Genomic DNA, 19,732 nt, shown 5'->3' with positions numbered 1-19,732 from the left:
GTCTTTATTCGTTTATCGAGGTTGCTACTAATTTTTCTATGCCGGCTATCCTTGTATTGTATTCAGCAATGGCTTCGCTTTTCTTGAGGCGGTAATCCAAAAGCTGGCGTTCTACCTGTATGACATCTGTCAGACTGGTTGTTCCGGCGGAAAATTCCCGGACAATCAATTGCCAGGTGGATAATGACAGTTCCTGCTGCTTTTGATAAAGAGCTATTTTCCGGGATGCATCCGCCAACTGTTGTTTAACCGTTTGGTATTCGGATTGCAGCTGATTCAGCGTATTTTCGTATTTCAGTTCGCTTGCCTGGCGGTAGTGCCGGCTTTCCTTTTGTTGTGCCTGATACTTTTTACGGAAGATAGGAATACTGATTTTAAACATAGGCATGACCATATCCATACCGTTCATGTTATCCATAACCATATTGTTATTCGATTTCCTGACCAGTGAATATTGCAGGCCGATTCCAAACATCGGATAACTCATCTTTTTATCCATCTCTGCTTTTGCCCGGTAGGCATTCGCTTCGGCTTCGAGCATCGATAACATTGGGTTGGCTATCATGATACTGTCGGTCATAGCCTGGTCGTCAATCAGGAAATGCAGTTGTTGCAAAGAATCGGGAACAGCAACCCTCATATCCTGCCTGCGGTTTAACAGGGCATTGAAACGTGCTTCGGCTGCCGTTCTGTTGGAGACAATGAGTTCCAGATTGTTCTGAAGTTCCGCTTTTTCTATCTGTATGCGCAGTACGTCCGACATGGTGCCTGAAGAACTGCCGGTACCCATGGAACTACCCATAGGACCGGAAGCCATTCCCTGCACAGAGGCATTGCCGGCCGGATTTTCTTGTGGAGCTGCCTGGGAGCCGCTTCCCATTCCTCCCATGTTATCCATACTGCTTCCATTGGAAGCGGGGGGAGTAACTGCATTGCCTGTAATGGGGGTAACTGTGGAGGCGGGTGCATTGGCTGACGGTGCGGAATAACGGTTGAGTGCCAATTTTTCCAATTGTTCCAATAAAGCAAGATTAGCTTGCGTGTTTTTATATTGTTCGTTGAGGTTACATAACTGGTACCACTGGCTCTTTACTTCATAAAACAGATTGTTCCTGGCTTCACGGAATTGCTCGTAGGCCATGCGTGACATTTCGGTCGCCTCATTACGGGCCGCTTTACGCGTTCCGAACCAGGGGAACATCTGCATCAGGGTAAAGTCGGCAATCTGTTTACCGCTCAGTGTCTCCATCGGTTTGACAAAAACACCGATATCCAGTTCCGGGTCTTCGTAAGCTCCTGCCTGTGGAATCTTTTCCAGTGAAGCCTTATAGAGGGCAAAGTTGGAGTTTACCAACGGGTTGTTGCGTGCGGCTATCTCCAGATACCACGCCAGGCTGTCCGCCTGTTGTGAAAATGCCGGAAGGAAACCGAGCAGCAGGGCTATTCCTGTTATATATGCTTGCATTTTTATCTTATTTCTCATCGCTTGTATTCATTTGAATGTTCTGTTTCTTTTGCTCTTTTTTGATCACACTTTCGCGCCACCAGCATTGCAATACGGGGACTACGAACATAGTCATGGATTGTATCAGCATACCTCCGAAAGTGGGTATTGCCATCGGTACCATGATATCGGCTCCCTTTCCGGTAGAAGTCAGTACCGGCAGTAAGGCAATTAATGTCGTTGCTGTCGTCATGGCGGCAGGACGTACACGTTTGAGTCCGGCTGTAACGACTGCTTCCCGTATCGCTTCTTTAGTAGTCGGATTCTGTTGCAGGAAAGTCTGGTGGATGTATGTCCCCATCAGCACGCCATCATCGGTTGCGACTCCGAACAGGGCGATAAAGCCGACCCAGACAGCGACGCTCAGGTTGATTGTGTGCATCTGGAAAAGGTCCCTCATGTTTTCTCCCCCTACGGAAAAGTTCATGAACCAATCCTGCCCGTACAACCAAAGCAGGATAAAACCTCCTGCAAAAGCGACAAATACGCCGGAGAAGTGGATGAGGGAAGCGGTCACCGTTTTAAACTGGAAATAGAGTACCAGTAAAACGATTAGCAATGCCAACGGCACAACAATCGCCAACCGCTGGGTGGCTCGTTCCTGTTGTTCGTAATTGCCGGCGAATTTATAGGAGACACCTTTTGCCAACCTCAACTCCCCGTCTTTTATCTTTTGGTCCAGTACGCGTGTCGCTTCTTTTACTACATCTACTTCGGCTTTGCCGGATGTTTTGTCGAATATGACATAACCGACCAGAAACGTATTCTCACTTTGAATCATCTGTGCTCCCCGGGTATAGTCGATATCCGCCAGTTCTTTCAATGGAATCTGTGCGCCGGTAGCGGTAGGAACCAGTAACATGGATAAAGCCTCCGGATTATCCCGCAGTTCGCGTGCATAACGGAGACGGACCGGGAAACGTTCCCTACCTTCGACCGTAGTGGTCAATACCATTCCACCGACAGCAGCACTCAATATCTCCTGTAAGTCTTCTACATTTACTCCGTAGCGGGCCATATTATCCCTGTTCAACTTTATTTCCAGATAAGGGGCACCGACTGCCCTGTCGTAGAAGACGGAAGAGGGGATAACCGAAGGAACTTCTTTCAATGCCTGTTCTATCGCTTTTCCGCTTTGCTCGATTGTCTCCAGGTCCGGACCATATATCTTTAGTCCCATCGGGGCACGCATCCCGGTGGAAAGCATGACCAGGCGTGCCTCTATCGGCTGTAATTTAGGAGCGGAAGTCAAACCCGGCAAATGAGTGACATTCACAATCTGCTGCCATATATCGTTTGTGTTTTTAATTTCCGGACGCCATTGACGGAAATAATCTCCTTTCCGGTCAGGTATCAGGCTATCGCGGGGGATAAGCCGGAAACCGTCGGCTGGATTATAAGTACCGCCGTCTTTTAAAAAATATTCTCCTTTCCCGTTTACCTTGAACCGTTCACGCTGTCCGTCTTCATTTAATATATATTCCGGACGATAATTGATGGTGTTTTCAAACATCTGTGCCGGAGCCGGGTCGAGAGCCGAGTTGACACGTCCCCATTTCCCGATGGCTGTCTCTACTTCGGGAATAGCCGCCAAGCGTTTATCCAGTGCTTCGATATAATCCAAGTTCTGTGCAATCCCGGTATGGGGCATACTGGTCGGCATCAGCAGGAAGGAGCCTTCGTTCAGGCTGGGCATAAACTCTTCGCCGATTTTTCTCCAGATCATGAAACCGAATACGATGGTGGCTGCCGGAATAATCATAAATAGCCAGCGGTGGCTGAGGCACCATCTCAGTATCTTTTCATAGTAAATAACCAATATCCACAGAAGAGATAAGATAATAAGGATACAGGCAGCAACAAATAATATATTGGCCGATAATCCGGCTTGCGGTCCCATCGGCAACCACTCTTCCGACAGGTAATAAATAGCAACCAGCAGCGTAATGCCTATATTGATATAGGTACTCATTTTGGGATTCTTCCAATAAGAAGCGAACAGGTTATTCACACCGACAGCCGTAAGTCCCAGTGCCGGTATGCTTCCATAGATAACCAGTAATACGATACCTGCTACAACTAACAAATAATTAGCCACCTTCCGTATCATTTTTGAATTTATCCTGACGGAGAACAGCAGATAAGAGAGCGTAGGCAATATTATTAACCCCAGGATAAAAGCGGAAGCCAGCGCATAAGTTTTTGTATAGGCGAGGGGAGAAAACATCTTCCCTTCCTGTGCCTCCATCGCAAAGACCGGCAGGAAACTGACAATGGTTGTTATCATCGCCGTCGCGATGGCACCGGACACTTCGCTTACTGCTTTGTAAATAAGGCTTACGAAGGCTTTACCTCTTTTAATGTCTTTGTTCTCCGGCATCTCCATATACCGGATAATACTTTCCACAAAAACAACCCCCACATCGACCATGACTCCGATTGCTATCGCAATACCCGATAATGCGACAATATTTGCCTCTATCCCGGTATATTTCATGAGGATGAAAGTCGCCAGTACGGCTATCGGCAACATGCTGGCAATGATGACCGAGGCACGCAGGTTCAGTACCAGTACGATAATCACAATGATACAAATCAATATTTCATGCGAAAGTGAAGTCTCCAGTGTCCCGATTGTCTCTTTTATCAGGTTGGTACGGTCGTAAAACGGAACAACGGTTACTTTCGAAACTGTCCCGTCCTCTAATGTCTTTTGGGGAAGTCCGGCTTCAATTTCTTTTATCTTCGTCTTAACATTATCAATCACCTCCAGCGGATTCGCTCCGTAGCGGGCGACAACCACCCCGCCGACAGCTTCGATACCTTCCTTATCCAGTCCGCCCCGACGTGTTCCCGGACCTATATTAACGAAAGCGACATCTGAAATACGGACCGGAACACCGTCGCGCACAGTGACGACAGCCTTTTCCAGGTCGGATACATCTTTAATATATCCCAACCCCCGGATCAGATATTCTACTTTGTTTATCTCCATCGTTTCCGCACCGATATCGAGATTACTTTTCTTGACGGCGTTCATAATATCCATAACCGATATATTGAAAGCCCGCATGGCATCCGGATTCAATTCGATTTGATATTCCTTTACAAAACCTCCGGCAGAAGCCACTTCCGAGACTCCTTCGGCTGCCGAGAGGCTATATTTAACATAGAAGTCCTGTATCGTGCGTAACTCTTCGGCATTCCAGCCTCCGGTGGGTTTACCCGTTTCCGGATTTCTACCTTCCAGCGTATACCAGTATATCTGCCCTAAAGCCGTTGCATCAGGCCCGAGGGCTGGCTGTACACCTTCCGGCAATGTGCCGGGAGGCAGCGAATTCAACTTTTCCAGGATACGTGAACGGCTCCAGTAAAATTCTATATTGTCATCAAAAATGATATAAATGAAAGACATTCCGAACATGGAACTGCTCCGGATACTTTTAACCCCAGGTATTCCCAGTAGGGAAGTTGTCAGTGGATAAGTGATTTGGTCTTGTATGTCTTTGGGAGACCGTCCCATCCATTCGGTAGCGACAATCTGTTGGTTGTCGCCTATATCGGGAATGGCATCCACCGGGATTGGATTACGGGGTATGATACCACCGTGCCAGTTGAAAGGAGAGGTGGATATTCCCCAGACAACGACCAATAGTAATAATAGCATGGTTATCACCCTGTTCTCAAGGAAATAACGGATTATTTTATTTAGCATAGAGTACTGTTTTTTTATTCTGATGGATTTATTTGCTGTATACAACTTCTTACAACAGGTAAACTTTGTTTTCCAAAGAATGCCTATGCATATGAAGTTTCCTCTCGTGTTACACAAAAGGAACAGATTATAATCTTTTATTGTTTATGGAATGTGAACAAAAGAGACTACCGCCAGGTAGCCGGTATTCACTAAATCAGAAAAGAACAGTTTCGAATGCATAGTTCTGCACCACTACATTCATCGGGTGGGGTATTATAAAAAGGATTGAATAGAGTTGAGCCGTCCGTTTCGGAGAGGACCAACAGGTCATTTATATCGAACAGCAAGGACAAAGCAACCGGAGTATAATCTATCACCGGTATCTGGTCGATATTCTGGTCGACTGTCATCTTCACCAACTGCGTATCTGTAGAACAGCAATGATGTGTTTGTTTCTTCTCCTTGCATGAAGGGCACATCTCATTTTGCCACACGTCGACTTCCACTATCTTACCCATGCAATGATGGATATTTAGGATTATTCCGCTGGAAACCCCGAGATACAGGAACGTTAGTATGACTAAAAGATATTTCTTCATGGGCGCAAAGATACGATTGTTTTACCGGACATAAACATAAAATGTATGCAGCGCTTATTAAAGAATGTTTCATCTTGTTTCCGATAACATTTTCTTTAAATAAAAGGGAAAGTTTAGCATTATGTGTAACGCCTTGTTTTTTAAATTGCTATACTTCTCTTTTTAGCGTTTTTTTATGCGAGGAAACGGGAAATAATGTATGACCTGTCATTACTTTATTGTATCTTCACCGCGTAAACGAAAATATATTTTGCACATTCAAAATAGTAAGTAGCAGAAGTTTTATGGTAATAGCTTATTTGAGAGTAACTATTGACAAGCAACATCTTGAAAGACAGAAAGATGAAATTACTCGTTATGCGTCAGCAAATGGTTTGGAAATCAGTAAATGGATCACTGATATAGTAGACGGAAAAAGAAAGGAGAGTGAGCCGACTCTGTTCCGTGTGTTGGACAGAATGAAAAAAGGTGATAAAGTTATTATAACAGATATTGCCCGGTTTGGTCGTACCTTGTCCGAAGTAATGACCCTTTTGAGTAAATGTATGACCCTGGGGGTTCATGTATATAGTATAAATGACCGTTATCTTCTGGATGACAGCCTGAATACGGAGGTAGTATCGACCACCTGTAATCTGGTTTCGGAGATAGAACACCACCTGATGTCTGTCCGTACGAAAGAGGCGTTGAACCATAAGAAAGAGAAGGAGGGCTTGCAGTTGGGACGTCCGAAAGGAACGGATGCCAAACAATCTTTGCTGGATGCCAACAAAGATGAAGTGATGAACATGCTTGAAAGAGGGGACACTGTTGTCATGATCTGCAAGCATTTCAACGTGTCCAGAAATACTTATTACCAGTTCAAAAGGAATTACGGGATTTAGAACCAGTCTTTTTTCCGCATATAAATCCAGGTTAGTATGCCTGTGAGGAACATGATTCCCCAGGCAATACCATAGCCATATCTCCAGTCCAGTTCGGGCATCAGCTTGAAGTTCATACCCCATACGCCGACCAGGAATGTCAGCGGGATGAACAGGGTCGATACGACCGTCAGCCGTTTCATGATCGCATTCATTCGCAGGTCATTGTTGGAAATATAAAGGTCCACCAATGAAGAAATGATTTCCCGGCAACTTTCTGTTGTCTGGATAACGAATTGTAACTGGTCGGCAAGGTCGTTGTAGATTGGGAGCATATCGGGACTGATTATTCCGTTCTCCGTACGCAGCAGTTTGGGGAACTGTTCCTTCAATGGCTGGCTGTTTTTGCGGATAAGCATATATTCATGCCGGCGTTGCTGGATCATCGAACCCATGTTTCCCTGGTCGCTTTTGATGTCGAGCAGTGTCTCTTCGATATCTTCCAGCATTTCTTCTACTTTGGAGGCTGTTTCCACCAGATTGGCAATGATCGTATTCAGCAGGAAAGCAAGCAGCAGTCCGCTTCCTTTTTTTCGCAGGTTCAGCATATCGGATTCCAGCGCTTTCATTGTGTTGGCGAATACCGGATTATTGCTTTCTGTGAAAGTGATGACTACATTTCCGGTGACCAACAGGCTGATATGCTCGGAATGTATCTCCATATTGGCATCATAATAGCTGGAGTTCAGGATGATGAGCACATGGTTCGCATATTCCTCGATCTTTACGACATGCTGAGGTGTCAGTATATCCTTGGCATCCAGATTGTGCAGGCCGAACTCTTTTACGATACGCGTAATGGTATCGGAGTCGGTCAGCCCACTCACCTGAAACCAGTTTATTTTGTTCGGATCGACCAGCTTGCCGAAAGAAGAAGTATTCTTTTTTATTTCGGTCGTGTGGAGTGTTTCGGCATTGTATTGGGTGAGACGAATGTCGGTTACAGTCTCATGTTCACCGGCATAATAATACTTATCCGACAGATGCCGGTTAGAAATATGTCTTCTTCTGTGTACATGTGTAGCTTCTTTTCGTCTCATAGATACCTTTGTTTAATCCAATTCCACAACAGTGATGCCGGCACCTCCCAGTTGAACATGCTCATCGTGGTAATGACGGACACCGGGAACTGAATGCAGATAGTCGCGTATCAGTTGCCGCAGGATGCCTGTACCTGTACCATGCAGGATACGTACCCTCGATGCTCCGACCTGGATGGCATCGTCAATGAAATAGGTGACAGTTTGCAGTGCTTCATCGCCCCTCATACCTCTAACATCTATTTCCTGCTTAAAGTTCAATTTCTTTTCGTGCATATGGTCGGTCGTATCCGAGCTGACAAATGTACTTTTCTGGATTTCCTTCTTGATCTGTCCTTTGCTGACTTTCTCCAATTGTTCCAGTTTAAGCGTACTTTTAATCATACCGAATGCTACGACCGCCTGTTTGCCCTGAAGTTCCATAACCGTTCCGGCAGAAACCTGTCCCTTCAGGCGGACATTGTCGCCCACTTCGATTACATCGCGGTTGAATGTCTGTTTGGCGGCAGGTGTATTCTGCTTTTGTTTTTTACGCTCTTTCCGTTCCTGCAGCTTCGCCATCTTGCGGGCGATCTTGTCATCTTCTTCTCCGGCCGATTCGACAGAGGCCTTAAACTCTTCCAATGCTTTGCGGGCAAGTTTGGTCTGTTCCTTTTCTGCTTGTGCTTCTTTGATTTCACGAACCGTATTCTCGATTCTTGCATTAGCTTCGGCCAGTATTCGTTGCGCTTCGGCTTTCGCTTCGCGCATGATCTCCTTTCGTTGCCTGTTTACCTCTTCCAGATCTTTTTCGTAACGGGAGGTGATATCTTCCAGTTTCTTTTCCTGCTGGCGGATCTTCTGCCGTTTGCTTTCCCAGTAACGTTTATCGCGGACGATATCTTGCAGGTATTTGTCCATATCGATATAATCGGAGCCGACTTTGGCAGAGGCGTCTGCTATCACATCTTCCGGCAAACCGATCTTCCTTGCGATCTCGACGGCAAACGAACTACCCGGATTCCCGATAGACAATTTGAATAACGGCTGCATCAGATGGCGGTCATACAACATGGCGCCGTTTACGATGCCTTCCGTATCTTCGGCAAAATGCTTCAGGTTCTGATAGTGCGTCGTAATTACACCGAAACTGCGGTTCCGGTTGAAACGGTCCAGCAAAGCCTCGGCAATAGCACCACCTATCTGGGGTTCCGTACCGCTACCGAACTCATCGATCAGTATGATTGTCTTTTCATTACAGTTTCTGACGAAATACTTCATGTTGGTCAGATGGGAACTATAAGTACTCAGGTCGTTCTCAATACTTTGCTCGTCACCGATATCAATAAAAATACTGGAGAATATACCGGTGCGTGAACTTTCGTGCAATGGAATCAATAATCCGCATTGCATCATATATTGCAGCAGTCCGACCGTTTTCAGACAGACTGATTTACCTCCGGCGTTCGGTCCTGAAATAATCAGGATACGCTTCTTTTCATCGAGTGTGATATCGAGTGGTATGACTTGCTTGTTTTGTTTCTGTAACGACAGGTAAAGCAGCGGATGAACGGCACGCGCCCAATCCACCTGTTGTACATTCTCCACAACTGGCTTGATCCCTTTTACCTGTTCGGCAAAGAGCGCTTTGGCACGGATAAAATCAATATCTGCCATAAACTCATATGATTGCAGGATATCCGGCACCATCGGACGTACAATATTGGTAAACTCCGTCAGGATCTTCATGATCTCGCGGCGTTCGTCACCTTCCAGTTCACGTACGCGGTTGTTGGCTTCCACAACAACTTCCGGTTCAATGAAAACTGTCTTTCCACTGGCCGATTCGTCGTGTACGATACCTTTTATCTTTCTCTTGAAAGCCGGAGCGACAGGAATCATCAGACGACCGTCGCGCATGGTCGGGGTGACATCTTTGTCTACTACGCCTTCCGACTGTGCATTCCGCAGGATGGATTGCAGGCTGCGGGAAATACCGCTCATCGTGGAAGAAATTTCTTTCCTGATCTGTGCCAGGGTAGGAGACGCATTGTCCTTTACTTTCCCGAACTTGTCGAGGATAGAATCGATTTTCCCGATCAACTGGGGAAATACAAGAATGTCACCAGCCAGCGCTGTCAAAGCCGGATAAGCTATTTCTTCATCCTCTTCCGTCCGGAAGAAACGGACAATATCGTTGATTGTCTGTAGCGAACGTTTCAGGTCGAACAATTCCTTTTCGTCCAGCCAGGTTCCTTCCGGGCGTATCCGTTTCAACGAATAACGGACATCGAAAAAGAAACTGGCAGGAAACTCTACCTCTCCATGCAGGATACGGACAAACTCATCTGTCTGTTCCAGACGTTCAATAACGGTTGTATAGTCGGCAGAGAATTCCATCTCTGCAACCCGCTCTTGTCCCAGCGGGCTTAAACATTTATCGGAAATTAAACGGCGTACTTTATCGAACCCCGTTTTCTGTTCAAAGTTTTGTGGGTATATCACGTTAATTTATATGCTTTATTTTATCTCCACCGTAATCTCTCTGCGGATAGTCGGGCGGACGATCATTTCCATTTTGTTTTTGCCCCGTTTAATTTCAAACGTACAGGCATTGTTGCCGGTCGGATTGACATAAGGAGCATAATAATATAGGTAGGAGAAACCTCCTACATTGCCTGACTTTTGTAAAGCGTCGGCAACCTGAGGGTATTGGAATGTATCCCAGAACATACAGCGTTTGAAGCCGTTTGCGTCCGTGAATTGTGTTTTAGGATCGCGGAATTTCATCGTTTTGGAAATGAAGTTCTTATAGCCTGCTGTAAATTCTTCGGCGGAATAATTCATTTTGTTGTCATTGATCTTTTCGATCACATCACGCGGACGAAGTCCTGATGCATAAGCCGGCGAATTGCGGTCTACATCCGTGATGAGTTCCAGGCGGTCGATGTCATAACTGATCCCGGTGTAATTATAAGTCTTCTGGTTTACCTTATATTGTACATTGCGACCATATTTTACATACGGATACTGCATCAGCATCAACGGCACATGGATACGGGCATATTCTTCCAGCTTGTAGGAGTCTTCCAGCAATTCGTTCGCCTCGCATTCCCAAAGGATGCGACCCGGAACAAATGCCTGGTCGATCATTCGGAAACCGAATTGTAACAGGTATTCTGCTTCAGCCTCTGCCGCCGAATTACCCAGGAACGGGAAAGAATCCATCTTACTCTGAGTAAAATTATAACGGAAAGTCGGCTCTTTCTCTATCTGTATCTTATTGGCTCCTTTGAAATTCGGATTCTTATCGAAGAAGTAGAATGTCTGTATCAGAATATCCGGTTGTGCGATATCCAGCACCAGTCCTTTTTTTGTCATTTCTTTCTCGATGCAATCGTTAATGGCACTTTCCAGTTTACGGTTGTTCTCATCTATCGCAGCGAAAGCAAATGTCTTGAATTTGCCGAAGCTTATAGAATCGGGTGTCACCACAGTCTTGAACGGACAGGTAAAAGTGCGTTCGCTGGTAGTTTCCAGACTGTACATGGAGAAAGCCGAAGCCAACTGGTCTTCAGTGATTGAGTTGACCTTCTTGCAATCCTTCTTAACCATTACTTGTTTGGTAGGAATGGATAGATTGGAGATGGTTAGTATCACTTCATTTTTACCGGCAGGATTCAGTAACTGGGCTATCTCCTGAGGAGAAACTTCTGCCGACTGCACCCCGTCTATCGCTTCTACAATATCACCTTGCTTAATTCCTGCAAGTTCTGCCGAAGAATAAGGGATAACTCCTGTAATGACAGGTTTGAACTTTCCCCAGTTGTTACTTTGGCTGATATCATATGTGAATCCTAATCTACAGATTGACGCGCTACGGTTCTGTGCATAACCGGTTAAGAATGCAAATAACAATAATATGGATAAAACAACTCTTTTCATAATGCCAGTAATTCTATTATAGTATTAATAATACCTGTTTATACCTAAATCTATAGGCAAAGGTAAAGATATTTTTGTTGAGTATGAATAGTTGGCAGCATATTTGATGTTATTCTGGTGTATGATCGTAAGGATAACTTTTTCTGCATCCAAAGTGTTAGTAGATGAAAGTTGTCGTATTATGCTGACAATTAGGTAATAATAAAAATATTAAGATAGTTATGAGCAAGATGAATTTTAACGGAAAGAAGGAAACGGCTGAAAAGAATGAATGTCAGAACAACGAAGAAGCGACAAATTTGCAGCAGGAACAGGAAAATGCGGCAGAAGAATGTGCGCAAACTGACAATGTGACCGAAGAGTTGGATGAGTTGAAAAAGAAGTATAACGAATTGAACGACTCTCATCTTCGCCTGATGGCAGAATTTGATAATTACCGCAAACGTACCCTGCGTGAAAAAGCAGACTTGATTAAGAACGGCGGTGAGGCAGCCCTGAAAAACTTACTTCCTGTAGTCGATGATTTCGAACGTGCATTACAGAATATCCGTAACTCGGATGATGTAGAAGCCGTGAAAGAAGGGGTAGAACTTATCTATTCCAAATTTATGGCTTATCTGGCCCAGCAGGGAGTGAAAGCTATTGAAGCGGTAGGCCAACCTTTCGACACCGAAATGTTTGAAGCTGTAGCTACTATTCCTGCTCCGGAACTTGGCATGAAGGGTAAAATCCTGGATTGTGTACAGACCGGATATACTTTAAATGACAGAGTGCTTCGTCACGCTAAAGTAGTAGTAGGAGAATAAGCAACATGCTAGAGGGCAAATAACAACAATACAAAGATGGCTAAAAGAGATTATTACGAAGTGCTGGAGGTGTCAAAAACCGCCACAGTAGAAGAAATTAAGAAAGCATATCGAAAGAAAGCAATCCAATTCCACCCGGACAAGAACCCCGGTGACAAACAGGCAGAAGAAAACTTCAAGGAAGCTGCCGAAGCGTACGACGTATTGAGTGATCCTCAGAAACGCCAGCGCTATGACCAGTTCGGGCATGCTGGAGTAGGAGGTGCATCCCAGGGAGGTGGCTTTGGTGGAGCCGGAATGTCAATGGAAGATATCTTCTCTCAGTTCGGAGACATCTTTGGAGGACACTTTGGTGGCTTTGGCGGTTTCGGTGGTTTTGGCGGAGGCTCACGTGGCGGCCGTCGTGTGAATCGCGGATCAGATTTGCGTGTGAAGGTAAAACTGAATCTGAAAGAGATCGCTAACGGAGTAGAGAAGAAGATAAAAGTTAAGAAATATGTACCTTGTAGCAAATGTCACGGTAGCGGAGCAGAAGACGATCACAGCTCCAAGACTTGTGAGACTTGCCATGGCAGTGGTGTCGTTACCCGTATTGCCAATACAATCCTGGGGCAGATGCAGACACAGTCTACCTGTCCGACTTGTGGCGGTGAAGGAAAGATCATCACTAAAAAATGTGCTCAATGTGACGGTGAAGGTGTTATGCGTGATGAAGAGATCATTACGATCAACATACCTGCCGGCGTAGCTGAAGGAATGCAGTTATCCATGAGCGGAAAGGGAAATGCAGCCCGCCACGGAGGTATAAACGGTGACCTGCTGATTTTGGTTGAAGAAGAACCGCATGCAGAACTGATCCGTGACGAGAATGACTTGCTGTATAATTTGTTGTTGAGTGTTCCCCAGGCTGCTTTGGGAGGAACCGTAGAAGTTCCGACTATCGACGGCAAAGCGAAGGTGAAGATCGAGCCGGGTACGCAACCGGGTAAAGTCCTTCGCCTGAGAAATAAGGGACTTCCTTCCGTGAACAGTTATGGAACAGGTGATTTGCTGGTAAATGTCAGCGTATATATTCCTGAAACATTATCAGCGTCAGAAAAAGAAACGCTGACCGGTTTGGATAATTCACCGAACTTCCAGCCGAATCGTACAATGAAAGAGAAGATCTTCAGCAAATTCAGACATATGTTTGATTAGAAGTATTCAACTATTCTCAGATAAATAAGAAAAGAGTAAAGTCGACTAACAGGAAGTTGGCTTTACTCTTTTTTATTATCGGTCTTGTCCCGGAAGGACAGGGCGGTGACTTTTCACATACCTCTTTTTTATAAAGCAATATATTACTGCCCTCATTTATTAGTTTCTTATTCCAAAAGATTTGCTTGTTTATCAATAAGCATTTTACGGAGTCGATGAACCTTAAAATGCTTGCCGATTTGTGTTGTCTATCATATCGCTTTATTACAGATGAATGCCTCTCTACAACTATTAATCAATGATAAATATACCATAAAGGAAATAGTTTATGAGCTGGGATTTACAGACGACGCCTACTTTTGCCGGGTATTCAAAAAGCACTACGGAATCATTCCCGGCGATTATAAGAAAAGGAGGGGAGAGATTTTATTCTAAAAGCAAAACGCTATAAAAATCTGCTTCCCGTAGAAAAAACTCTATTGGTTGATTGTGAATTGATTACAGTTTCCTCGTAGTTCCGTGTTTAGGAAACTCCAGTTCCCTGCCTAGGAAACTACAATTTCCTGCGGAGGGAACTACAGTTTCCCAGGCAGGAAACGCGTGTTTCCTCCTAAGGAAACAGGAACGACTCTATAGGCGGGAATCAGAAAGTCCCGGACTCGTCCTTTAACCGGCCGAGAGACTGCCGGTAACCGGTAATGATTTCTTCCATCACTTCGGCAACCGTTTCTTCTTTTCTGAACAGGGCGGCGACTTGTCCGATTTCCAGTTCTCCTTCTTCCAGATTGCCTTCGAACATACCCTTCTTGGCTCTGCCTTTACCTAATAAAGCACGCATTTCTTCGACCGATGCGCCCTGCGCTTCGGCTTCTTCTACGGCAGTTGTGAAACCGCCTTTCACCAGGCGGGTGGGAGCGAGCTTTTTCAGCAACAGCTTCGTGTCGCCTTCGTTGAGGCTGAGGCAGAGCTGCTTGAAGTTTTCATGGGCGGAACTTTCTGCAGTCAATGCGAAACGTGTTCCAATCTGTACACCTTCGGCCCCAAGCGCAAAAGTGGCCAGCATGGCATCACCGGTTCCTATTCCTCCGGCCGCCATGAGCGGGAGGGAAGTGGCACGGCGTACGGCGGGAATCAGGCAAAGTGTGGTTGTTTCTTCCCGTCCGTTATGTCCTCCGGCTTCGAAACCTTCGGCAACAATCGCATCCACACCGGCTTCCTCACATTTGACGGCAAACAGGGAACTGCTCACTACATGGACGACCGTTATGCCGTGTTCTTTCAGGAACGGAGTCCATTTTTTTGGACTTCCCGCAGAGGTGAAAACGATTTTTACTCCCTCTTCGACCATCAGGTTCATCAGACTTTCGATTTCCGGATACATCAAAGGTACATTAACCCCGAAAGGTTTGTCGGTGGCAGCCCGGCATTTCCGGATATGTTCGCGTAATACTTCGGGGTGCATGGAGCCGGCTCCCAACAATCCGAGTCCTCCGGCATTGCTCACTGCCGAAGCCAGCCGCCAGCCGCTGCACCAAACCATTCCACCTTGTATAATAGGATATTTAATACCAAACAATTTACATATTCTGTTCATGGCTAATCTATTTATAATGTTAGGGGAACAAAGTAAAATAAAACTTACCTATCTTTGCGTGTCTGATTCTATAAATAATGTGGATATAAATTAATTCTTACAATATAACAGTTATGAATAAAGCGCTTATGGCTGCCGGTTTGGCAGTAGTTTTAGGAGCTTGCAACTCCTCGAAGAAAAGCGATGTGGCCGATGCCGCACCCAATCCGTTCTTTACGGAATATACGACTCCGTTCGGTGTTCCTCCTTTCGACAAGATAGAAGTGGCTCATTACAAGCCGGCATTTGAGAAAGGGATGGAAGAACAGAAAAAGGAAATCGATGCTATTGTCAATAATCCGGAAGAACCGACGTTCGAGAATACGATTGTCGCTTTAGATCGCTCAGGTGAATTGTTGACGAAAGTGATGTATGCTTTCAGCGGTCAGTCGAGTGTGAATACGACCGACGAAATACAAGCTCTGGAGCAGGAACTGTATCCGGTTCTTTCCGCCCATTCGGATGATATCAGCCTGAATCCGGCTCTCTTTACCCGTGTAAAAGTTGTGTATGACAAGCAGGCTTCAATGAATCTGAATAAGGAACAGAAGAAATTGCTGGAGGAAACCTACAAAGGTTTCGTACGTGGCGGAGCCAATCTCGACGCTGACAAGCAAGCCCGGTTGCGTGAACTGAATGAAAAGATATCTGTCCTGGAGCTGACTTTTGGGCAGAACGTACTGAAAGAAACGAATGCCTTCAAACTGGTTGTAGATAACAAAGAGGATTTGGCCGGACTTCCCGAATCGTTGATTGCCGCTGCTGCCGAAACTGCCGCTGCCGACTCAATGGAAGGCAAATGGATTTTCACACTCCACAATCCGAGTGTGATGCCTTTCCTGCAATATGCCGATAACCGTGCGTTACGGGAAAAGATATTCAAGGCGTATATCAACCGTGGAAACAATGGCAACGGGAATGACAATAAGAACGTTGTCAAAGAACTAGTAGCTGCCCGCCTGGATAAGGCCAAACTGCTGGGTTATGAAGACTTTGCCGCTTTTGTGCTGGATGAGAACATGGCAAAGAACGAGAAGAATGTGTATAACTTGCTTGACCAGATTTGGACTCCGGCGCTGAAAAAAGCGAAGGAAGAACTGGCCGATATCAATGCCGAAATAAAGAAGGAAGGCGGCGACTTCGAAGCCGAAGGTTGGGACTGGCGTTATTATGCGGATAAAGCCCGTCAGGCAAAATTCAATATGGATGAAAACGAAGTCCGCCCTTATCTGGAACTGAACCATGTGCGTGAAGGTGCTTTTTATGTAGCGAATAAGTTGTATGGAATAACTTTTACGGAAATCAAGGACATACCGAAGCCGGACCCGGATGCTTTTGCTTTCGAATGTAAGGATAAGGATGGTTCTTCACTGGGTGTCCTTTATATGGATTTCTATACTCGTCCGGGTAAAGGTGGCGGTGCCTGGTGTGGCGGATACCGTGATCAGAGTTATAAAGATGGAAAGAAAGTGCTGCCGGTCGTTACCACCGTATTTAATTTCAGTAAACCGGCTGCCGGGCAACCTGCATTGCTGAGTGCGGATGAGGCGGAAACCGTCTTCCATGAGTTCGGCCATGCGTTGCATGGGTTGTTTGCTGATGTTCATTATACCGGAGTAGCCGGTGTTCCCCGCGACTTTGTGGAATTGCCTTCGCAGGTAATGGAACATTGGGTGTTCGAACCGGAAGTGTTGAAAGTATATGCCAAACATTATCAGACAGGAGAAGTGATTCCGCAGGAGCTGGTTGACAAGATTGTGAAAAGCAGCAAATACGGACAGGGCTTTGCTACGGTCGAATATTTGGCCGCTTCCTTGTTGGATATGGATTATCATACCTTGAAAGAACAGCTGCCCGGTATGGATATCGAAGCCTTTGAAGCTGAAGCGATGAACAAACGCGGATTAATCCGCCAGATACCTCCGCGCTACCGTACTACTTATTTCGGCCATACGATGGAAGGTGGTTATACAGCCGGATATTACAGCTACATCTGGGCAGAAGTGCTGGATGCCGATGCTTTCGAGGCTTACAAAGAAACCGGCGATATCTTCAACCCCGAGGTTGCTTCCAAATTCCGTAAATATGTCCTTACCCCGGGTGGTATCGATGATGCAATGGATATGTATAAAAACTTCCGTGGCAAGGAGCCAGGCATTGAACCGTTGCTAAAGAACAGAGGGTTAAAATAAGATTTTTTTATTATCTTTGCGCATGTAACATGCTTAAACAGAACAATATGAAGAAAATGATTATGACAGCCGGCATAGCTGTTGCACTTAGTGCTTGCAGTTCGTCGGAGAAAAAGTCTGAAATCTTAGCTCCAGGAGATATTTTACTAACGGAGTTCACGACTCCGTTCGGTGTTCCTCCTTTCGATAAAATCGAACTGGAGGATTATATGCCTGCTTTTAAGGAGGCGATTGCGCAACAACAAAAGGAAGTAGATGATATTGTCGGTCAGACGGCTGCTCCCGATTTTGAGAATACGATTGTTGCTCTTGACCAGAGCGGTAGCCTGCTGCGTAAGGTCAATGCCGTTTTCAGCGGACTGAACAGTGCCAACACAAATGATGAGATGCAGGCGTTAAGCCGTGAGTTGTCTCCGTTATTATCAAAGAACAGTGATGATATCCGCTTGAACAAAGATTTGTTTGCCCGTGTAAAGACCGTGTATGATAATCGGGAATCTCTGAACCTGAATAAGGAACAGAAGAAGTTGCTGGAAGAAACCTATAAGAGTTTTGTCCGCGGCGGTGCGAACCTGGATGCAGAGCAACAAGCCCGTTTACGTGAACTGAACAGTGAGATATCCATGCTTCAGTTGACATTCGGACAGAATATGTTGAAGGAAACAAACGCTTTCCAATTGGTTATTGAGAATAAAGACGACCTTGCCGGCCTGCCCGAAAGCCTGATACTGAACGCGGAGGTTGCTGCCCGTGCGGCAGGGTTGGAAGGCAAATGGCTTTTCACTTTGCATAATCCGAGCGTGATGCCTTTCTTGCAATATGCCGATAACCGTGCGTTGCGTGAAAAGATTTTCAAAGGTTATATCAACCGTGGAAATAATGGCAATGATGCCGATAACAAAGATGTCGTGCTTAAACTGGTTACGCTTCGCCTGGAAAAAGCGAAGTTGATGGGATATGACGATTATGCCTCTTTCGTCCTGGAAGACCGTATGGCAAAAACGTCGGATAAAGTATATGCTCTGTTGGACGAAATATGGAAACCTGCCCTGGGGAAAGCGAAAGAAGAACTGGCTGATATCAATGCCGAAATAAAAAAGGAAGGCGGCAACTTCGAAGCGGAAGGTTGGGACTGGCGTTATTGTTTCGAGAAAGCGAAGAAGGCTAAGTTCGATTTGGATGAAAACCAGGTTCGCCCGTATCTGAAACTGGAGAATGTGCGTGACGGTGCTTTCTTGTTAGCCAATAAATTATATGGTATTACCTTTACACCCATCAAGGAAATACCGTTGCCTCATCCGGATGCACAGGCTTTCGAATGTAAGGATAAAGATGGTACGCATCTGGGTGTTCTTTATATGGACTTCTTCCCGAGAGCCAGCAAACGCGGCGGTGCATGGTGCGGAACCTATCGTTCGCAGACTTATAAAGACGGCAAACGTCAGGGACCGGTCGTAACGATTGTATGTAATTTCTCCCAGCCGGCTCCGGGGCAACCAGCTTTGTTGAGTGCGGATGAAGCGGAAACATTATTCCATGAGTTCGGACACGGTTTGCATAACTTGTTTAAGGACGTACATTATTATGGTGTATCGGGTGTTCCCCGCGATTTCGTCGAACTGCCTTCACAGGTGATGGAGCATTGGGTGTTCGAACCTGAGTTACTGAAAGAATATGCGAAACATTATGAGACAAACGAAGTGATTCCGGCCGAACTGATTGAAAAGTTGGATAAGAGCGGAAAGTACGGACAGGGTTTTGCTACGACTGAATATCTGGCCGCTTCTTTACTCGATATGGATTTCCATGTATTGAAGGAAGTACATGAAGGTGCAGACGTCATGAAGTTTGAAGAAACTGTTTTGGGTGAACGCGGACTATTGAAACAGATACCTTCCCGTTATCGCACTACTTATTTCAATCACACGATGGGTGGCGGATATACAGCCGGTTATTATAGTTACATCTGGGCCGAAGTCCTGGATGCCGATGCTTACCAGGCTTATAAGGAAACCGGAGATATCTTCAATCAGGAAGTAGCTGCCAAATTCCGTGAATACGTTCTTACCCCTGGCGGCATCGACGACGCAATGGATATGTATAAAAATTTCCGTGGTAAAGAACCGAACACGGAACCGTTGTTGAAGAACAGGGGATTGAAATAAAGGTAAATGTAGTGTCGTTGGTAGGGGCGGTTCGCGAACCGCCCCCACAGGC

General features: G+C 45.7%; 13 protein-coding genes. 6 read left to right on the top strand and 7 right to left on the bottom strand.

Annotated elements, in window-relative coordinates:
• Positions 1 to 4 precede the first annotated feature (4 nt).
• The 3 genes from C825_RS17200 to C825_RS17190 form a co-directional block, all read right to left on the bottom strand.
• The gene (locus tag C825_RS17200) at positions 5 to 1,465 is read right to left on the bottom strand and encodes a TolC family protein (protein WP_010803403.1); all 1,461 of its coding nucleotides are present in this window, start codon (positions 1,463 to 1,465) and stop codon (positions 5 to 7) included.
• Between the two features lie 7 nt (positions 1,466 to 1,472).
• Positions 1,473 to 5,219 (bottom strand): efflux RND transporter permease subunit, encoded by a 3,747-nt coding sequence (locus tag C825_RS17195; RefSeq protein ID WP_010803402.1) that lies wholly within the window; start codon positions 5,217 to 5,219, stop codon positions 1,473 to 1,475.
• 191 nt (positions 5,220 to 5,410) lie between these two features.
• On the bottom strand, positions 5,411 to 5,800 hold the full coding sequence (locus C825_RS17190; protein ID WP_044214486.1) for an HYC_CC_PP family protein: 390 nt from the start codon (positions 5,798 to 5,800) through the stop codon (positions 5,411 to 5,413).
• A 284-nt stretch (positions 5,801 to 6,084) separates the two neighbouring features.
• On the opposite strand from C825_RS17190, the gene C825_RS17185 reads away from it, so the two are divergent.
• Positions 6,085 to 6,684, top strand: a complete 600-nt coding sequence (locus tag C825_RS17185; protein ID WP_010803400.1) for a recombinase family protein — start codon at positions 6,085 to 6,087, stop codon at positions 6,682 to 6,684.
• On the opposite strand, the gene corA is transcribed toward C825_RS17185, so the two are convergent.
• The 3 genes from corA to C825_RS17170 are packed head-to-tail and all read right to left on the bottom strand — an operon-like array spanning position 6,681 to position 11,687.
• Entirely contained in the window at positions 6,681 to 7,763 is a 1,083-nt protein-coding gene (gene corA, locus C825_RS17180) for a magnesium/cobalt transporter CorA (RefSeq protein ID WP_010803399.1), read from the bottom strand. The genes C825_RS17185 and corA overlap by 4 nt on opposite strands.
• Before the next feature lie 12 nt (positions 7,764 to 7,775).
• A complete protein-coding gene (locus tag C825_RS17175) occupies positions 7,776 to 10,247 on the bottom strand; it encodes an endonuclease MutS2 (RefSeq protein ID WP_010803398.1) in 2,472 nt (823 codons plus the stop codon).
• Positions 10,248 to 10,262: 15 nt separating this feature from the next.
• Positions 10,263 to 11,687 (bottom strand): PDZ domain-containing protein, encoded by a 1,425-nt coding sequence (locus tag C825_RS17170; RefSeq protein ID WP_010803397.1) that lies wholly within the window; start codon positions 11,685 to 11,687, stop codon positions 10,263 to 10,265.
• Positions 11,688 to 11,908: 221 nt separating this feature from the next.
• Here C825_RS17170 and C825_RS17165 point away from each other — a divergent pair, with 221 nt between their 5' ends.
• The 3 genes from C825_RS17165 (at position 11,909) to C825_RS27755 (ending at position 14,125) form a co-directional block, all read left to right on the top strand.
• A complete protein-coding gene (locus tag C825_RS17165) occupies positions 11,909 to 12,493 on the top strand; it encodes a nucleotide exchange factor GrpE (protein WP_010803396.1) in 585 nt (194 codons plus the stop codon).
• Between the two features lie 36 nt (positions 12,494 to 12,529).
• Entirely contained in the window at positions 12,530 to 13,690 is a 1,161-nt protein-coding gene (gene dnaJ / locus C825_RS17160; protein WP_010803395.1) for a molecular chaperone DnaJ, read from the top strand.
• Positions 13,691 to 13,921: 231 nt separating this feature from the next.
• Positions 13,922 to 14,125, top strand: a complete 204-nt coding sequence (locus C825_RS27755) for a helix-turn-helix domain-containing protein (protein ID WP_081662987.1) — start codon at positions 13,922 to 13,924, stop codon at positions 14,123 to 14,125.
• Between the two features lie 208 nt (positions 14,126 to 14,333).
• Here the strand turns inward: C825_RS27755 and C825_RS17155 are convergent, their stop codons facing one another.
• Positions 14,334 to 15,284, bottom strand: a complete 951-nt coding sequence (locus C825_RS17155; RefSeq protein WP_010803394.1) for an NAD(P)H-dependent flavin oxidoreductase — start codon at positions 15,282 to 15,284, stop codon at positions 14,334 to 14,336.
• A gap of 113 nt (positions 15,285 to 15,397) precedes the next feature.
• Between C825_RS17155 and C825_RS17150 the strand changes: the two genes are divergently transcribed.
• Both C825_RS17150 and C825_RS17145 read left to right on the top strand, forming a co-directional pair.
• On the top strand, positions 15,398 to 17,515 hold the full coding sequence (locus C825_RS17150) for a M3 family metallopeptidase (protein WP_044214484.1): 2,118 nt from the start codon (positions 15,398 to 15,400) through the stop codon (positions 17,513 to 17,515).
• 47 nt (positions 17,516 to 17,562) lie between these two features.
• The gene (locus tag C825_RS17145) at positions 17,563 to 19,680 is read left to right on the top strand and encodes a M3 family metallopeptidase (protein WP_010803393.1); all 2,118 of its coding nucleotides are present in this window, start codon (positions 17,563 to 17,565) and stop codon (positions 19,678 to 19,680) included.
• Positions 19,681 to 19,732: the final 52 nt, after the last annotated feature.

It is taken from the genome of Parabacteroides sp. ASF519, from assembly GCF_000364265.2.
Lineage (GTDB): Bacteria > Bacteroidota > Bacteroidia > Bacteroidales > Tannerellaceae > Parabacteroides > Parabacteroides goldsteinii.
Note: the sequence above shows the minus strand (reverse complement) of the source record. Positions and strands in the feature narration are given on the sequence as shown.